The 17,815-nt window shown below is 64.8% G+C and carries 15 protein-coding genes; 4 read left to right on the forward strand and 11 right to left on the reverse strand.

Features of this window, described 5'->3' with window-relative positions; translation table 11 throughout:
• Window position 1: 1 nt before the first annotated feature.
• Entirely contained in the window at window positions 2-991 is a 990-nt protein-coding gene (gene exbB / locus NKJ75_RS29525; protein WP_352500526.1) for a tonB-system energizer ExbB, read from the reverse strand.
• Between the two features lie 325 nt (window positions 992-1,316).
• On the opposite strand from exbB, the gene NKJ75_RS29530 reads away from it, so the two are divergent.
• Window positions 1,317-1,985 carry a cysteine hydrolase family protein gene (locus tag NKJ75_RS29530; RefSeq protein WP_023686098.1) on the forward strand — a complete coding sequence of 223 codons (669 nt, stop codon included), beginning with the start codon at window positions 1,317-1,319 and terminating at the stop codon, window positions 1,983-1,985.
• Window positions 1,986-2,180: 195 nt separating this feature from the next.
• On the opposite strand, the gene NKJ75_RS29535 is transcribed toward NKJ75_RS29530, so the two are convergent.
• Both NKJ75_RS29535 and NKJ75_RS29540 read right to left on the reverse strand, forming a co-directional pair.
• Window positions 2,181-3,140 carry an LLM class flavin-dependent oxidoreductase gene (locus NKJ75_RS29535; RefSeq protein ID WP_023732922.1) on the reverse strand — a complete coding sequence of 320 codons (960 nt, stop codon included), beginning with the start codon at window positions 3,138-3,140 and terminating at the stop codon, window positions 2,181-2,183.
• Between the two features lie 170 nt (window positions 3,141-3,310).
• Complete coding sequence (locus NKJ75_RS29540) at window positions 3,311-3,466, reverse strand: hypothetical protein (protein WP_023670454.1); 156 nt, start codon at window positions 3,464-3,466, stop codon at window positions 3,311-3,313.
• 232 nt (window positions 3,467-3,698) lie between these two features.
• Between NKJ75_RS29540 and NKJ75_RS29545 the strand changes: the two genes are divergently transcribed.
• A complete protein-coding gene (locus tag NKJ75_RS29545; protein ID WP_023686096.1) occupies window positions 3,699-4,466 on the forward strand; it encodes an SDR family NAD(P)-dependent oxidoreductase in 768 nt (255 codons plus the stop codon).
• 24 nt (window positions 4,467-4,490) lie between these two features.
• Here the strand turns inward: NKJ75_RS29545 and NKJ75_RS29550 are convergent, their stop codons facing one another.
• From NKJ75_RS29550 to NKJ75_RS29585, 8 genes are all read right to left on the reverse strand, one after another.
• Complete coding sequence (locus tag NKJ75_RS29550) at window positions 4,491-5,435, reverse strand: ABC transporter permease (protein WP_023683938.1); 945 nt, start codon at window positions 5,433-5,435, stop codon at window positions 4,491-4,493.
• On the reverse strand, window positions 5,432-6,487 hold the full coding sequence (locus tag NKJ75_RS29555) for an ABC transporter permease (protein ID WP_023683937.1): 1,056 nt from the start codon (window positions 6,485-6,487) through the stop codon (window positions 5,432-5,434). The genes NKJ75_RS29550 and NKJ75_RS29555 overlap by 4 nt, the downstream gene beginning before the upstream one ends.
• A gap of 281 nt (window positions 6,488-6,768) precedes the next feature.
• Window positions 6,769-8,280, reverse strand: coding sequence for an ABC transporter ATP-binding protein (locus NKJ75_RS29560; protein WP_023756509.1), 1,512 nt, complete (start codon window positions 8,278-8,280; stop codon window positions 6,769-6,771).
• Window positions 8,281-8,454: 174 nt separating this feature from the next.
• The gene (locus NKJ75_RS29565; RefSeq protein ID WP_023694458.1) at window positions 8,455-9,480 is read right to left on the reverse strand and encodes a BMP family protein; all 1,026 of its coding nucleotides are present in this window, start codon (window positions 9,478-9,480) and stop codon (window positions 8,455-8,457) included.
• Window positions 9,481-9,608: 128 nt separating this feature from the next.
• Complete coding sequence (locus NKJ75_RS29570; protein WP_023745384.1) at window positions 9,609-10,556, reverse strand: ABC transporter permease; 948 nt, start codon at window positions 10,554-10,556, stop codon at window positions 9,609-9,611.
• Between the two features lie 2 nt (window positions 10,557-10,558).
• Entirely contained in the window at window positions 10,559-11,530 is a 972-nt protein-coding gene (locus NKJ75_RS29575) for an ABC transporter permease (protein WP_352500527.1), read from the reverse strand.
• A gap of 1 nt (window position 11,531) precedes the next feature.
• Window positions 11,532-13,049: a sugar ABC transporter ATP-binding protein gene (locus NKJ75_RS29580; protein WP_352500528.1), complete on the reverse strand. Its 1,518-nt coding sequence runs from the start codon at window positions 13,047-13,049 to the stop codon at window positions 11,532-11,534.
• Between the two features lie 48 nt (window positions 13,050-13,097).
• A complete protein-coding gene (locus NKJ75_RS29585; RefSeq protein WP_023670464.1) occupies window positions 13,098-14,111 on the reverse strand; it encodes an ABC transporter substrate-binding protein in 1,014 nt (337 codons plus the stop codon).
• A 204-nt stretch (window positions 14,112-14,315) separates the two neighbouring features.
• Here NKJ75_RS29585 and NKJ75_RS29590 point away from each other — a divergent pair, with 204 nt between their 5' ends.
• Window positions 14,316-16,736 carry a glucan 1,4-alpha-glucosidase gene (locus tag NKJ75_RS29590; protein WP_502896555.1) on the forward strand — a complete coding sequence of 807 codons (2,421 nt, stop codon included), beginning with the start codon at window positions 14,316-14,318 and terminating at the stop codon, window positions 16,734-16,736.
• Window positions 16,737-16,778: 42 nt separating this feature from the next.
• Window positions 16,779-17,792, forward strand: coding sequence for a phosphogluconate dehydrogenase (NAD(+)-dependent, decarboxylating) (gene gnd, locus NKJ75_RS29595; RefSeq protein ID WP_023670467.1), 1,014 nt, complete (start codon window positions 16,779-16,781; stop codon window positions 17,790-17,792).
• The last annotated feature ends 23 nt before the right edge of the window (window positions 17,793-17,815 follow it).

A 17,815-nucleotide genomic window follows, 5' to 3' on the forward strand; every position in this document is an offset into this window, starting at 1 on the left:
ATCACTCCGCCGCCAGCGCGGGCGCCTGCGGCACCGTGCGGAAATCGAGATCGCGGCTGACCAGCCGTTCGACCCCGGCCGAGGCATCGGCAAGAAGCTGCCGGTAGCCGGCTATCGACCGCGCAAAGACGTTGTAGATGACCACCGCGGGAATGGCCGCGACCAGGCCCATCGCCGTGGCGAGCAGCGCCTCGGCGATGCCGGGCGCGACGACCGCGAGGTTGGTGGTCTGCGCCTGCGAGATGCCGATGAAGGCGTTCATGATGCCCCAGACGGTGCCGAACAAGCCCACGAAGGGCGCCGTCGAGCCGATCGTCGCCAGCACGCCGGTGCCGCGCGACACGCGCCGCGCCGCCGCCGCCTCGATGCGCGACAGGCGCGACGTCACTCGTTCCTTCAGCCCGTCGCCGGTAACATGGCCGAGCGCACCGGCCGAAAGGGCAGTCTCTTCCTCGGCCGCCCGCACCAAAAGCGCACCGGGGCCGCCACTGTTGCCAAGCGCGCGCCCGGCCTGGCGCAGCGTGGCGGCATTGCCGATGGCGCGCGCAGCGCGACGGGCGCCGAGCTTGCCGAAGAGAATCTCCAGCGATTTGGCCAGCCACACCGTCCAGGTGACGAGCGAGGCGAAGGCCAACCCGATCATCACCGCCTTGACGATGATGTCGGCGGCCATGAACATGCCCCAGGGCGACAGATCGTGCGGCAGCGTCAGCGATATTGCCGAAGGCTCGGCCTGCGCGGATGCACCGGGCTGGGTTGCCGGCTGTGGCGCGGTCGGCGCCGCCTGCCCGGCAGTTGGCGAAGCCGGCGCGACAGGCGCAGCCGGTGCGGGCCGTTCGACTGCGACCGGGGAAGGCTGGGCCGCCGACCGGGCAGCTGCAGCGGGTTCCGTCGTCACCCTGGGCTGCGTGTTTGGCTGCTCTTGCGCAGCAGCGCTGCCGGCCGACAGCATGACCGCGGCCAGCGCCGCCAACAAACCATTTCTGGACACGCTTCTTCCTCGCTTCGTCATTGCACGTACGATCGGCTGGTCGGTGACGGAATGTCGACCCCGGAAATCCAGCCACTGGTTCTGGCCTCTCTCAAACGCGGCACAGCCGCTGGAAACAATTCAGGCGGCCGAGTGCCCTGCTTGACTATAAAACATGAGTTTACTAGTCAACAAACAAGATGGCTTTTTTGGCCAACGATTATCGGCGCGATGTCTCAGCGGCACATCGTCCTGGCGTCGGTCTACCTGGTGTCGTCGCACTGAGGGATGGACGGCCGTAGGGTTGCTGGGCCACGATACCGGGCAGCAATTGAGGCAGGCTGCGATGATCAAGGCGATACCGTTCGATTTCCCCTATGACGGCCGGCTGGTGCCGGCAAACACCGCGTTGCTGGTCATCGACCTGCAGGAGGATTTCCTCTCGCCGACCGGCTATTTCGCCAGGAAGGGTTATGACCCCGCGCCGCTGCGCGCCATCCTGCCGACAGTCAACCGACTGATATCAGCGGCACGCGCGGCCGGCCTCACCATCATTCACACCAGGCAGGGATATCGCGGCGACATGGCCGACATGACGCCGTACGAGAGATGGCGCCGCAAGCGGGCGGGTCTCGAAGGCACCGACGTGCTGCTGCGCTCCGGCCCCGGCTTTCAGATCGTCGCCGACATCGACGTCGCGCCGCACGACATCATCGTCGACAAGACCTGCAACAGCGCCTTCACCTACACCGACCTGGAACTTGTGCTGCGCGCACGCGGCATCACCCATCTGATCTTTTCCGGCTGCACGACCGATGTCTGCGTGCACACGACGCTGCGCGAGGCCTGCGACCGCAATTTCCAGTGCCTGACCATCGCCGATGCCTGCGCCAGCGGCGACCAATACGCGCATGACGCGGCGCTGCATATGGTGACGGTGGAGGACGGGGTATTTGGTACGCTGACGGAATCTGACGCGGTGTTGGAGGCGCTGGCAGTGCTGAGTGGTGATTAGACGCTGGCGGGACAGCACCCCTCTGCCCTGCCGGGCATCCCCCGCAAGGAGGGCGATCAGACATCACGTCGGCTTTCGCCAATTACCAACGTTGAGAGCCGGCGCTCAAGCTGCCAATCTTCCCCTTTGAGGGGGAGATGTCCGGCAGGACAGAGGGGGGTGCTGTCCCCGCCGGCGTTCCCGATCGCGATCTCGCTACCCAGCTGCGTGAATATCCGACCCGCCCCGCGAGGCAAACGCGCCGGGCTGCGGCACCTCCGCCTCACGGCGTGCCAGCGAATTACGCAAGAGCGCGATCGTCTCGCGGCCGACGCCGGCGATCTCGCGCGGCCTGTCGACGCCAACGATCATGAACTCGCTGATGCCCAGCGCCGCATAGGACAGCAGCGACAGGGCGATCTGCGCCGGTGGTCCGGAAAGTTCGACCGCCTTGTGTCCGACGGTAGAGGCGCCACCCTCCGAGCGGACCCGGACCGGAAGCGCAAAACGCAGCTTGCCGGCGCGGCCATGCTCGGCGGCGGCGCTGCGCGCCCGTTCCATCAGCTGGCGGATCTCGTCGGGCGAACCAGGCGCCAGCTCGAAGACGTCGGCATGGCGGCCGGCGACCTTCAGCGCCGTGCCGGACTGGCCACCCATGCGGATGGTGATATCGACGCCATGCGGCCCCTTGCGCGGCACATAGCCACCCTTGATGCTGTAGAACGCACCTTCATGGTCGAAGGGCCGGTCGTTCGACCACAGCCGCTTCAGCAGCACCAGATATTCGTCGATGCGCTGCCAGACCACGGTGTGGCCGACCGGACGCGTCTCGGCATCGTCGTCATCCAGCGGCTCGCTCAGCATCCTCAGCGCCAGCCGGCCGCCGCTCCTGGCGTCGAGCGCCGCCAGTTGCCGCGCCGCAACCGCAGGCGCGATCACGCCGGCCCAGTGCGTCAGCACCACTTCCAGCGACGAGGTGCGGTCCAGCGCCTGGGCGGCGATGTCCATATTGGTCAACAGCCCGGCCGGGTCGTCGACGACGATGTTCTGGAAGCCGGAATCCTCGATCAGCGACAGCTTTGTCGCCGTCTCGACGAAATCATAGAAGAACGGAACGGCCGAACCGGCGTCGGCGGCATGCGTTTTACCGGGAACATGCGTGAACTCGATCGGCATTGCCATCTCCTCCATCACGTTGGATGTATGTCGCCCAAAAGTGGCCCCGGTTTTTGAGACGACGACATGCGTAAAAACAAGCGGTCAGCGCCAAAGCGCATCCGCATTCGGTTCATCAACTCCGGTCACTCACTGAAAGCGATAGGTCGCCACCCTTCGGCCTGAACGGGTCAGGGAATCAAGCCGAGCACGACTGCCCCGGTGAACACGAACGCAAGGGCAAAGACGAGATAGGCGAAGGCGCCGGCATAGGCCGGGCGGAAAGCCTGGCTATTGGCCAGCCTCTGGCTGGTGCGGTCCGTCTCGGCGTTCTGGATATAGGACATATCGACCTCCGTCTTGCGGATTAATCTATAAAATCAGTAGACTTTGTCGAGTGCTATTTTTTGGCGATATGTAGAACGATTTTCTCAGTATGCCTTATTATTTGGTTTTGGATTGCTGGGGGACCCCTGCTGGCGACAAGCGAGCGACAAGCTTGGCCGACGTCTGCATAGGCGATAGCATCGCCATTCCGGCATAAATGCGGATCATTTCGATCGGGAACGGGAACAGAACATGGGTACAAGACTAGCCGGCAAGATTGCAATCATCTCGGGCGGCGCGACCGGAATGGGCGGAGCGGCCTCGGAATTGTTCGCCGCCGAAGGCGCCAAGGTGGCGATCATCGACCGCAATGGCGAGGCGGCGGCAGCCACTGCGGCGGCGATACGCGCGCGGGGACATATCGCCGAACACTGGGTGGCCGACGTCTCGGACGAGGCGCAGGTCGAGGCCGCAGTGAAGGCGGCGACTGCCAGGCTCGGCCCGGCCACGGTGTTGTTCAACCATGCCGGCACCATCGTGATAAAGCCGTTCCTGGAGACGACAGTGCAGGAATGGGACTGGCTGCATGCGGTCAATGTCCGCTCGATGTTCCTGATGACGCGCGCCGTGTTGCCGGGCATGATCGCTGCCGGTGGCGGTTCGATCGTCTGCACCTCGTCGATCTCGGCTGTGGCGGCCACACCCATGGAGGTGCTCTACGACACCACCAAGGGCGCCTGCCACATGTTCGCGCGCGCCATCGCAGTCGAATTCCGCGACCGCAACATACGCTGCAACGCCGTCTGTCCCGGCTTCATCCGCACGCCGCACGGCCTGCGCGAGGTCGCCGATCTCGGCAAGCTCGGCGTCGACGTGTCGGACGCCGCATTGGCCGCACAGCAGGGCCGCATCGGTGAGCCGGAGGAAGTGGCCAAGGCAGCGCTGTACCTCGCCAGCGATGAGTCCAGCTTCGTTAACGGGACGCATCTGTTTGTCGATAATGGTTTTACGGCGATGTGAGTATCCCAGGCTTGGCCTACTCGCTTACCGCTCTTCTCGTCGAAACGGCTTCAGCAGCGCCGACGGCGCAACCGCGTTGCGTGACATCACGGCCATCGCGACGATGGTGAAAATGAACGGCAGCATCAAGAACGTCTCATAGGGAATATGCCCGAGGCCGCTCGCCTGCATGCGCAATTGTAGCGCATCGACGAAGGCGAACAGCAGCGCCGCGCCCGCAGAGCGCCACGGGTCCCAGCGGCCGAACACGACCAGCGCGATCGCCACCCAGCCACGGCCCGACACGACACCAAAGGTGAAGGCGTTGAACTGTGCCATGGTGAGGAAGGCGCCCGCAAGCCCCATCAGCGCACCGCCGAGGATGACCGCCTGGAAGCGCGTGGCGATGACGCTGACCCCAGCGGAATCAGCGGCGCGCGGGTTCTCGCCGACCATCCGCACCGACAGCCCCCAAGGCGTGCGGTCGAGCACGAAAGCAGCGAGCGGGATGGCAATGATTGCCAAGTAGACCAGCGCAAACTGGTTGAAAACCGCTGACCCCAGAACCGGAATATCCGACAGCAGCGGGATCGGCACCGTCTGAAAACCCTTGATGCTGGGCGGCACCGATTGCTGGCCGAAGGTCAGACGGTAGAGGAAATAGGCAAGGCCGGACGAGAACAAAGTAACGCCGATGCCGCAGACATGCTGGCTGAGGCCGAGCGCCACCGTGAACAGCGCATGCAGCGCGCTCATCGCCATGCCGGTCAACACCGCGGCCAGCACGCCGAGCCACAGGCTGCCGCTGAGGCTGGCGGCGGTGAAGCCGGTCATCGCGCAGAGCAGCATGATGCCTTCGATACCGAGATTGAGCACGCCGGCCCGCTCGGAGAACATCTCGCCCAGCGTGGCAAATGCCAGCGGCGTGGCGATGCGGATAATGGCGGCGAGGAAGCCGACCTGAAAGATCTGTTCGAACACCGCGCTCATAAGGCGGCACCGACGCGGCGGATGCGATAGGCCGTGAACAGCAGCGCCACCAGCATGGCGAGCAGCGCCGTGCCCTGGATGACATCGCTGAGGAACGCCGGCACGCCGGTGGCGCGCGACATCGCTTCGGCGCCGGTCATCACGGCGGCCAGGAAGATCGCCGCCGGTACGACGCCGAGCGGATTGAGCCTGGCCAGCATGGCAACGACGATGCCGGAATAGCCATAGCCCGGCGAAATGTCGCTCATCACCTGGAAATGCACGCCGCCGACCTCGCCGACGCCGGCAAGCCCGGCCAGCGCGCCCGACAGCAGCGCCGTCGAGATCAGCACCCGCTCGACATGTATGCCGCCATAGCGGGCGGCTTCCGGGCTTTCGCCGGTGACCCTGATCCGGAAGCCGAGCGTGGTCCGCACGATCAGGAACCAGATCAACGGTGCCGCGATCAACGCGGCGATGACACCCAGATGCAGCCTTGTGCCTTCGAGCAGCACCGGGAAATTCGCCGAATCCTCGATCGGCGGCGAGATCGGATAGCCGCTGAACGAGTCCTTCCACGGCCCCTCGATCAGCGCCATCAGCGCATAGTAGATGACCGAGTTGAGCAGCAGCGAGCTGACGACGTCATCCACCTTGAATTTGACCCTGAGCGTCGCGGGCACCAGCGCTACCGCGGCACCGGCAGCAGCGCCCGCCAGCGCCATCGACAGGATCGCCAGCGCGCCCGGCATTGGGATGGCGCCGACGAAGCAGCTGGCCACGGCGCCGGCCAGCAATTGGCCCTCGGCGCCGATGTTCCAGAATTTGGCCCGGAAGGCGACGGCCACAGCCAGCCCGGTGAAGATCATCGGGGCGGCGCGCACCAGCGTTTCGGTGATGGCATAGCTGTCGCCGAACGAGGCCGACAGCATCACGCCATAGGCCTCAAGCACGCCGGCGCCGGCCAGCGCGATGAGGCCGCTGCACAGGACCAGCGCTGCGCCGATGGCCAGCAGCGGCAAAGCGAGATTGAACCAGGCGGGGGTGGAACTGCGGGCTTCGAGGCGGAACATCAGCTATGCCCCTTCGCCGCCCAGACGGTCGCGCCGCCCTTCATCCGCCTGCCGGCACCTTCTCCCCGTATAGACACGGGGAGAAGGGATCTGGGCCCTATGCAACTCCCCTCTTGCAGCTGTGGCGATTGGCGAAACCATGGGTGAGAGCCCCTCTCCCCGTCTCTATACGGGGAGAGGATGCCGGCAGGCAGGTGAGGGGCAGCGCTGACGCTTAAAGTCAGCCAAAAGCGGGCAGTATTATTTGAGGTTTCTGCGAGGAACCGAGTGAGAAAGTCCATCTAGGCTCTGCCCTCCGCCCCGGTCATCAGCAGCCCAAGCCGCGCGATGTTCGCATCGGCGCTGTCCAGCGTGCCGGCGATGCGGCCCTCATACATCACCGCGATGCGGTCGCAGAGCACCAGCAGCTCTTCGAGATCCTCGCCGATGACGATGATCCCGCAGCCCTTCGCGCGCATGTCGAGGAATTTTTCGTGGATGAAGCGGGCGGCGCCGATGTCGAGGCCGCGCGTCGGCTGCGAGACGATCAGCACCTTCGGGTCGAAAGCCAGTTCGCGCGCCAGCAGCGCCTTCTGCAGATTGCCGCCCGACAGCGCGCCGGCGCGGGTCATCGGCCCGGGGCACCTGATGTCATAGGCCTTGATCTGTTCTTCGGCGAAGGCGCGGATCGCATCTGGCTTGAGCAGGCCCCGGCTGCTGAAAGCCGCAGTACCAATGCGCGGCAACACCATGGAATCGGCGAGCGGCAGATTGGTGACCAGCCCGGTCGTCATACGGTCTTCCGGGATGCGGCCAAGGCCGAGCGCCTGCACCTCGCGCGGCGAGAACCGCGTAGCAGGTTTGCCGGCTATCGTCATCGCGCCGGCGTCGGGCGCGCGCGTGCCGGAAATCACCTCGGCCAGCGCCCGCTGGCCATTGCCGGAGACCCCGGCAATGCCGAGGATTTCGCCCGCGCGAACGGCAAGCGATACGTCGCGCAGCGGCGTCCCCGAATGCCGTGAGGTGGAAATACCGTCGAGCGTCAGCACCGCCGCGCCTGGGGTCGAAGGTCCTCTTGCCGGCGGCACGATCTCATGGCCGCACATCAGCTGCGCCATTTCTGCCGATGTCGTGTTCGCCGGATCGTCGACACGGCCGGCGACGCGGCCGTGCCGCAATACGGTGCAGCGATGGGTGAGCGCCCGCACCTCGTTCAATTTATGCGAGATGAAGATGATGCCGAGCCCCTGCGCCGCCATCGAGCGCAGCGCCGAAAACAGCCCGTCGACCTCGCCCGGCGCCAACACCGCCGTCGGCTCGTCGAGGATTAACAGCCTGGCGCCGCGAAACAGCGCCTTGACGATTTCGAGCCGCTGCTGCTCGCCGACCGACAGCGCGGAGACAGGCAGGTTGGGGTCCAGCGTCAGCCCATGCTGACGGCTGATGTCGGACAACCGGGCAAGTCCGCCGGCGCGGTCGATGCGGCCGGATTTGCCGGGAATGCCAATCAGAAGGTTTTCCAGGACCGTCAGCCTTGGCGCCAAATGAAAATGCTGGTGCACCATGCCGATGCCGGCGGCCAGCGCATCGGCCGAACTGGTGATCCGCACGGTCTTGCCCTGGATAAGAATTTCGCCGGCATCCGGCGCATAGGCGCCGAACAGCACATTCATCAGCGTCGTCTTGCCGGCGCCGTTTTCGCCCAGCAGGCCGAGGATCTCACCTGGGGCGACGCTTAGATCGACAGCCTCATTCGCCTTGACGGCGCCGAAGCTCTTGGTGATGCCGCGCATTTCGATGAGAGGGGCGGACAAGGATGCTCCTGCGGAGATACCCCTCCCCCTCGAGGGGAGGGTGCCTAGCGAAGCGAGGCGGGTGGGGTCACCTCAACTGCCTCAACCCATGACTTAGCAGGATGGAGCACTTCGCGGAGGACCCCACCCGGCCCTGCGGGCCACCCTCCCCTCAAGGGGGAGGGGTACGCCGAGCTAATCCGAAACCGGCGTGTTCTCATCCACATCCACCCGGAAATTGCCTTCCAGGATCTCGGCCTTCTTCTTCTCGACCAGATCCTTCACATCCGCCGGCAGCGTCTTGTCGAATTTATGGTAGGGCGCCAGGAACGACCCGCCCTTGGCCATGCGCGAGAAATCGCCATAGTCCTGCGCGGTGAAGACACCGGCCTTGACCAGCTTGATCGCCTGCTCGACCGTCGGATACATGTCCCAGACCGGCCCGGTTATGACCGTGTCGGGGCCGAGGCTCGACTGGTCGGACATGTTGGAGATGGCGAGGATCTTCTTGTCCACCGCCGCCTCGATGACGCCGAAGCGCTCCGCATAGATGACATCGACGCCGGCATCGATCTGGGCGACCGCCGCTTCCTTGGCCTTGGGCGGATCGAAGAACGAGCCAATGAAGGCGACCTTCTTCTTGATGTTGGGATTGACCTCCTTGGCGCCGGCAAAGAAGGCGTTGACCAGCCGGTTCACTTCCGGAATGCCCATGGCCGCCACCGCGCCGATCGTGCCCGACTTCGACATCTTGCCGGCGATCATGCCGGACAGATAGGCCGGCTCGTGGATCCAGTTGTCGAAGACGCCGAAATTGGGCTCGGCCGGGCCGGCGCCCGAGCCGAACAGCCATGCCGTCTTCGGGAACTGCTTTGCCGTGCGGCGCGATTCACGCTCGGCGGCGAAGGCGTCGCCCAGCACCAGCTGGTACCCGCCTTGCGCATATTCGCGCATGACGCGGCTGAAATCGGCGGTCTGCACCTTTTCCGACCATTTGTATTCGATGCCGAGTTCCTTCTCGGCCTTCTGCAGGGCGACGTGGATCTGGTTGTCCCACGGCTCCTCGATCGGCGTGGCGAAGATCGCCGCCACCTTCAGCTTCTTGTCCTTGGCGAGGGCTGCACCCGGCAGCATGGCTGCGGCCAGGCCAAGTGCGCCGAGTTCCAGCACGTCGCGCCGCGACAGGCCGGTCGATTGCGATTTGTTTTTCCGGTTTTCCATCTAGTGCCCCTCTGTTTGACAGCCGTGTCGAGCCGACTGTTCCGAAATCAGACGCGGAACTATGGAACGGGTGCGGACTTTTGTCCACATGGTCAAATTTGGCGGGACTGCTGCCGGGCTCACGCCTTTTAGCGCAGCGCTTCCTCGCCGCCGGCTACGGTGATGACGCCGACGATGATCAGCCCGGTCAGCAACAGCCGAACGCCGGCGCTGACGCCGAACGTGTTGAGCATGGTCAGAAGCAGCACCAGGAACAGCGCCGCGCCCCAGACACCGGGAACATTGGCCTTGCCACCGGCGACCGAGGTGCCGCCGATGACGACGACGGCGATCGAGGCCAGCAGGTACTCGTTGCCGATATCGACATTGGCGCCGCGGAAATAGCCGGCGAGCAGCGCCCCATCCATGCCGCCGAGCGCGCCCGACAGCGTGTAAGTCAGGAAGCGGGTGCGGCCGACATTGACGCCGGCAAGCCACGCGGCGCGGATGTTCTGGCCGATCGCCAGCACCGAGCGGCCATAGATCATGCGCTGCAAGGCGATGGCCGCACCGATGCTGAACAACACGGTAAGGATCGCCAGCACTGGAATGCCCAGGATTTGCCAGTTCGCAAAATCGGCAAAGCCGGGCGGCGGCTTGATCTGCAGGCCACGCCCATAGCTGATGTCGATCGACTGGATGATGAAGCTGGCCGACAGAGTGGCGATGATCGGCGGGATCCTCAGCGCCCAGATCAGGAGATAGTTGACGGCACCGATGGCGGCGCCGCAGGCGAGCGCGGCGAGCAGCCCGACCACGATCATGGAATCGCTGCCGCCCATGACCTTCATGGCGACGGCACTGGCGAGCCCGATATTGGCCGGCAGCGACAGGTCGACATTGCCTGGCCCGAGCGTGATGACGAACATTTGGCCGACTCCGACGATGACGGTGAACACCGCCAGCGACAGTGCCGCCGTGACCATGCCACCGCCGCCATAGCCGCCGGTGAAAGCGATGGTCGCCAGCCAGACGAACATCGCGCCGATGAACGACCATATCCAGGGTTTGGCGGCCAGCGATTTAACCAGCGTCATCGCTACCTCTCCCTGCGGCTGATCAGGACGCGGGCTGCCAGCACGATGATCAGGATGGCGCCGTTGGCGGCGACCTGCCAATCCGGCGGAATGTGCATGAAGGTGAGCAGAGGCGATGCCGCCAGCGCCAGTGTCAGCGCGCCGAGCACGGCGCCGATCGGCGACACCCGGCCGCCGACGAACTCGCCGCCGCCGAGAATGACGCCGGCGATCGCCAGCAGCGTGTAGCCATTGCCGATATTGGCGTCGGCCGAGGTGGTGATGCCGATCAGCGCCATGCCGGACAGAACGCCGAATAGGCCGGTCAGCGCAAACAGCACGATCTTGGTTCGAAGCAGCGACCAGCCAGCGCGCCTGAGCGCCGCCGGATTGCCGCCGGATCCCCGCAGGATGACGCCATAGGAGGTGCGCATCAGCCCAAAATGCACCACCGCTGCGATCGCCAGCGCGGCGATGATAGGGAACGGAATGAAGGGCGGCTTGAAGGCCATCAGCGACAAGAGCCAGTCCGGCGCCTTGCCACCGGGCTTGGGCAGCACCAGAATGGCAAGCCCCTGCCAGACGAAGCTCATGCCCAGCGTTACCACGATCGACGGCAGATTGCGCAGATGGATCAATGCGCCCACCAGTGCATAGACCCCGATGGCGCCGAGCAGGATGACCACGCCGAGCAGCGGCGCGTCCTTCAGCCAGGTCGCGGTGACGCAGCCGACAAAGCCGACAAAAGTGCCGATCGACAGATCGAGCTCATTGCCGGCGATGACGAACATCTGGGCGATCGTCGCCAGCGCGATCGGGATAGCCAGGTTCAACATCAGGCTGAAGCCGAAATAGCTGATGGCGCGTGGGTTGAGCCAGGCGATGGCGATAACCACCAGCGCCAGCGACAGCGCCGGCAACAGGCTGCGCAACAGGCGCGCGCGGGCGGCACTGCTGCGCGGCGAGGTCGTCGGGCCGGGAGCGATTGCCGTCATCTCAGGCCGCGTCGCCGAATGAGGACTGGATGATCTTTTCCTCGGTCAGCTCGTCGCGCGTGAGATTGGCGACGATGCGGCCGTTCTTGAAGACATGGATGTGGTCGCAATTGTCGAGCTCTTCCGTCTCGGTGGTGTACCAGAGGAAGGTCCGGCCCTTGGCCGCCTCCTCGCGCACGAGATCGTAGACCTCGAGCTTGGTGCCGATGTCCACGCCGCGCATCGGATCGTCCATCAGCACGATCTGCGCATCGGAACCCAGTGCGCGGGCAAACAGCGCCTTCTGCTGGTTGCCGCCGGACAGCGAGAAGATGTTGTTGGTCATATCAGGCGTGCGGATGCCAATCTTCTGCTTCCAGAACTCGGCAAGCTCGGCCTCGCGCTGCGGCGAGATCAGCAGCCCTTTGCGCAGCTGCGCCAGCGAGCGGATGCCGATGTTTTCGGCAATAGACCATTGCGGGAAAATGCCGTCCGATTGGCGGTCTCCGGCCACCAGCGCCACCGGGGCGGTCACCTCGATATCAAGCCTTCTACGCGTCGCGGCGGCAAAGATCGCCAGCAACAGGTCGGTCTGGCCATGGCCGGCAAGCCCGGCAAGCCCGATGATCTCGCCGGCGCGGGCGACAAGCTCCTTGCCGTCCTGCTGCCGCTCGGGCCGCGCCCGCACCCTGACCAGGCCACCCGCCGGCCTGGCGGCGATCTCCGCCGCGATCTTCTCGCGCGCTTCCGCGCCACCCATGGTGGCCACCAGCCGGTCGCGGTCGAACGCTTTTGCAACGTCCGTGGCGACCACCTTGCCGTCGCGCATCACCACGATGCGGTCAGCATTCTGCAGCACCTCGCCCAGCACATGCGAGATCAGGATGCAGCTGCCCCCGGTGGCGACGAAACGGCGCACGAAGGCAAGCAGCTGGCCCGCAGTATGCGCGTCCAGCGAAGAGGTCGGCTCGTCGAGAATGACCAGGTCGAGCGGATCGCGCGTCACCGTGAAGGCGCGCGCCACCTCGACCATCTGCCGCCGGCCGATGGAGAGATCGCCGGCAATGTCGTCCGCCGAGATGCCGTGATCCGGAAAGATTTCGTCCAGCTTGGCGGCAATGAGAGCAGCCGCCTTGCGTCGCCAGCCGAAGCCGGTGAGCGCCGGATGGTTGATGCGCGTATTCTCCGCGATACTGAGGTTAGGGCAGAGCGACAGTTCCTGGAACACGCAGCGTATGCCGAGTTTCAGCGCGCGCGCCACCGAGTAGTCGGTTTCGGCATTGCCACGCACCGCGATCTCACCGCCATCGGGCTGCAGCGTACCGGCCACCATATGCATCAGCGTCGATTTGCCGGCTCCGTTGTGGCCGACCAGCCCGACGCATTCGCCTGATACAACATGGAAGTCGACGCCGTTAAGCGCCCGAACGGCGCCGAAATGTTTTTCGGCGCCGTTAAGCCTGATGATGTCCAAATGGGCGGCGCCGAAATGTTTTTCGGCGCCGCCCAGTCTGATGATGTCCGTATTGGCCTCAGGCATGCTCAACGATATCCGGTCGGTCATGCCGCTGGCAATGAATGCAATGCATCACTTGATATTGGCTTTGATCGCCGCGATTGCGTCTTCCTGACTGTATTCGTGGGTGGCGACGCCGCCCTCCTTGATTTTCGGCAGCTCGGTCTCGAAATTGTCCTGGGTAAAGGCGAGATACGGCACCAAAAGGTCATGCGGAATGTCGGTGCGGCCGTCGAGCACCTGCTGCGCCACCCAGAAGGCCAGCGACGACACGCCGGGCGCGATCGAGGCCGACCAGGTCTGGTAGCCATCCTTGTCCTTCTGCTCCTTCCACCATTTAAGCTCGTCCTGGCGGTTGCCCATGATGATGGTCGGACGCGGCTTGCCTGCGGCGGCAAAGGCTTGTGCCGCGCCATAACCGTCACCGCCCTGGTCGACGATGCCGACGATGTCGGGCAACGAAGGCAGGATCGTCGCGACCGCCTTCTGCGCCGTCGTCTGGTCCCAGTCGCCGGTCACCGAACCGACGATCTTGAACTCGGGATGGGCGGCGACGCCTTCGAGGATGCCGGCATGGATGGCATCGTCGATCGAGGTGCCGGCAAGACCGCGGATTTCCAGGAGATTGCCGCCCTTGGGCTGGAATTTGGCCATCTGCTCGACTTCCTGCTTGCCCATGTCCTTGAAGTCGACGACGACGCGGTAGGCGCAAGGTTCGGTGACCGTCCCGTCGAAGGAGACGACGACGATGCCGGCATCGCAGGCCTGCTTGATGGCGCCGTTCAGCGCATCCGGCGATGCGGCATTGATGACGATGGCGTCATAACCCTGCAGGATCAGGTTCTGCACCTGGGCAGCCTGGGTCGGCACTTCCTTGTCGGCGGTGGTGAAGATGTCGGCGGCGCCGACGATCTTATCCTCCACCGCCTTCTTGGTGACGATGCCGTAGCTGTCGAGCATCGCCTGGCGCCACGAATTGCCGGCGTAATTGTTGGAGAAGGCGATCTTCTTGCCGCTGGTGTCGGCAAGCGCCGTGCCCGAGGCGAGCATCGCCGCCAGAGCGCTCAGGACGAGCAGTGTCTTCATGTCATAATCCTCCCATGGATTGTCGGCCCCGCCGACTGTTGCAGATGGTTTTGGCGTTGTCTGCCTGTTTTTTATCTATTGTCAGACAAATTCAGATACGCCCGCTTGTCAACTGCGATCGATCACGCTTGGACGATCAACTTCAGGTGCGGCGGTTGAAAAGCCTTCGCGTGCTGGTCTAGGGAAGGGTCCAGGAGACCATGCATGGCAGCGATGCCGCCGACCCTTCCCCCCAGTGCACCCAAAAGAATGGGCGCCCCCGGAATTCCGGCGCGCTGGACCTCAAGCGCCAAGAGCGGCGTAGGTGCCGCGCTTTCAACGGCGAGTCGCGTCTGGTTCACGCTCAGCCATGGCATCGTCAATGAAGTCTACTATCCCGGCCTCGACAGCGCCTGCACGCGCGACATGGGACTGCTGGTCACCGGCCTCGGCGGCTGGTTTTCCGAGGAGAAGCGTGACGCCACGCATGCCATCGAGCCGTTCGAGGAAGGCGTGCCCGCCTACCGGCTGGTCAACGCGACGGCGCGTTACCGGATCGAAAAGCGCATCCTGGCGGATCCGGCGCGCCCGGCCCTGCTGCAGGAAATCAGCTTCACGGCACTCGAGGGCGTGGCCACGGACTACCGCGTCTACGCCCTGCTGGCGCCGCATCTGGTCAATGCCGGCATGGGCAACACCGCCTGGATCGGCGAGCACAAGGGCAAGCCGATGCTGTTTGCGTCCGGGCACGGCGCCTGCTTGGCGCTTGCCTCCTCGCTGCCCTGGGGCGACTGCTCGGCCGGCTATGCAGGCTTTTCCGACGGCTGGCAGCAACTCAGCCGCGCCGGCCGGCTCGATCCGACCTGCCAAAGCGCGGAGGACGGCAATGTCGCGCTGACCGGCGAGATCGGCTTTTCTTTAGCCAACAGCGAAGCCTTGCTTGCGCTTGGGTTTGGGGCGACGCCGGATGAAGCGGCCGAAAACGCCGCCGCCAGCCTGAAACGCGGTTTTGAGCCGGCGGCAAAGGCCTATGTCGCGAAATGGCGGAAATGGCAGGCAGGCCTGACGCCGCTCGACCACCATGATGCATCCGGCCTCAACACCTACCGCGTCAGCACAGCGGTGCTGGCGACGCACCTGTCGCTGGCGAGGCCCGGCGCGGCCGTTGCCAGCCTGTCGATCCCGTGGGGAGCGAGCAAGGGCGACGACGACCTTGGCGGCTATCATCTGGTCTGGCCGCGCGACCTCGTCGAAACTGCGGGCGGCTTCCTCGCCGCCGGCGATCCGGCGCAGGCGCTTGAGATCCTCGCCTATCTCCGTTCCATCCAGCAGCCGGACGGCCACTGGCCACAAAATGTGTGGCTCGACGGCTCGCTCTATTGGCCGGGCATCCAGATGGACGAATGCGCCTTCCCACTGCTGCTTGCCGATGCGCTGCACCGCGCCGGCCACCTGCCGCGCGCCAAGCTCGCCGCCTTCATGCCGATGGTCGAGAAAGCAGCGTCCTATGTCGTGCGCAATGGTCCCGTCACCGGGCAGGACCGCTGGGAAGAGGATGCCGGCTACAGCCCATTCACGCTCGCCGTCGAAATATCGGCACTGCTTGGCGCCGCCGATCTGTTCGACGTTGACGGCAAACCGGAGCCGGCTAACTATTTGCGCGAGGTCGCGGATTGCTGGAACGACCAGATCGAGCGCTGGACCTATGTCAGCGGCACACCGGCGTGCCACGAGGCTGGCGTCGACGGCTACTACATCCGCATCGCGCCGGCCGACGGTTCAGGCGCCGCATCGCCGAAGGACGGCTTCGTACCGATCAAGAACCGTCCGCCGGGCGATACCGACAAGCCGGCCGAAGCGATTGTCAGCCCGGACGCGCTGGCGCTAGTCCGCTTCGGCCTCAGGGCCGCGGACGATCCGCGCATCGTCGGCACGGTCAAGATCATCGACGCGCAACTGCGCTGCGACCTGCCGCAAGGGCCTCTATGGTACCGCTACACCAGCGACGGTTATGGCGAACACGCCGACGGCGCCCCCTTCGACGGCAACGGCCAGGGCCGACCCTGGCCGTTGCTGGCCGGCGAACGCGCCCACTACGAGCTGGCCGCCGGTAACAAGGACAAGGCGGCAAGCCTGCTCAGGACATTCGAGGCTTCGGCTGGTGTGGGCGGTCTGCTGCCGGAACAGGTCTGGGACGGCGCCGACATACCGGAGCGCGAATTGTGGCTGGGCAGGCCGTCGGGCAGCGCCATGCCGCTGGTCTGGGCGCATTCGGAACACATCAAGCTGTTGCGCTCGCTCCGCGACGGCGCCGTCTTCGACATGCCGCCGCAAGGCGTCAAGCGCTATGTCAGGGACAAGACCGGCTCGCCGCTGAGGATATGGCGCTTCAACAACAGGCTGCGCACCCTGGAAGCCGGCAAGACGCTGCGGGTTGAACTGCTGCAGCCGGCACTGATCCGCTGGAGCGGCGACCAGTGGCAGACCAGCCATGAAATCAACACGTCCGTGAATGTCTTTGGCGTCCATCTGGCGGATCTGCCGGTGGCCGATATTCCGCGAGGTAATACGATCGTCTTCACTTTTTTCTGGCCCGACGGCGACCGTTGGGAGAATGTCGACTTCACCGTCGGCATTGAGAACTAACTCGCCCACAATTTTCTTTCCTCAAGCGACTAGGACAAGACCATGCAGATCGGAATGATGGGACTGGGCAGGATGGGCGCCAACATGGTGCGCCGCCTGATGCGCGACGGCCATGAATGCGTCGTCTACGACATCAACCCGGCAAGCGTTGCCGCCCTGGTTGCCGATGGCGCCATCGGCGCCGCCTCCATGGAAGAGTTCGTCGGCAAGCTGTCCAAGCCGCGTAGCGCCTGGCTGATGCTGCCGGCGGCGATCACCGGCAGGATCGCCGACCAGATGGCAGCATTGATGGAGCCCGGCGATATCATCATCGACGGCGGCAATTCCTATTATCACGACGCTGTCGACCAGGCGGCCGAGCTCGCGGCCAAGGGCCTGCACTATGTCGATGTCGGCACCAGCGGCGGCGTCTGGGGCTTGGAGCGCGGCTATTGCCTGATGATCGGTGGCCCCGACACGGCGGTCAAACACCTCGACCCGATCTTCGCCACGCTGGCGCCCGGCGCCGATGTCGGCGCCACGCCCGACAAGGCGGGTGGAACCGCACCCTTTGGCTACCTGCATTGCGGACCGAGCGGCGCCGGCCATTTCGTCAAGATGATCCATAACGGCATCGAGTATGGCGTCATGGCCGCCTATGCCGAAGGCATGAACATTTTGAAATCGGCAAATGCCGGCAAAAGACAGCGCACGGCGGACGCCGAGACCAGCCCTTTGGAAAACCCGCAATACTATCAGTTCGACATCGACCTGCCGCAAGTGGCCGAGGTCTGGCGCCATGGCAGTGTGATCGGCTCGTGGCTGCTCGACCTCACCGCCGGCGCACTGAAGAGCGACCCGGCATTGGCCCAGTTCGGCGGCCGCGTCTCCGATTCCGGCGAAGGACGCTGGACGCTGAAGGCGGCGATCGACACCGGCGTGCCGGCGCCGGTTCTGTCCTCGGCTTTGTTCGACCGCTTCTCCTCGCAGGGCGAATCCGAATTCGCCGACAAGCTGCTGTCGGCCATGCGCTATGCCTTTGGCGGCCATGTCGAAAAGCCGAAGGCCGGCAAGTGAAGGCCGCAGGGGAGACGCGCAAG

The organism is Mesorhizobium sp. M0058 (genome assembly GCF_040323095.1).
Classification (GTDB): Bacteria; Pseudomonadota; Alphaproteobacteria; order Rhizobiales; family Rhizobiaceae; genus Mesorhizobium.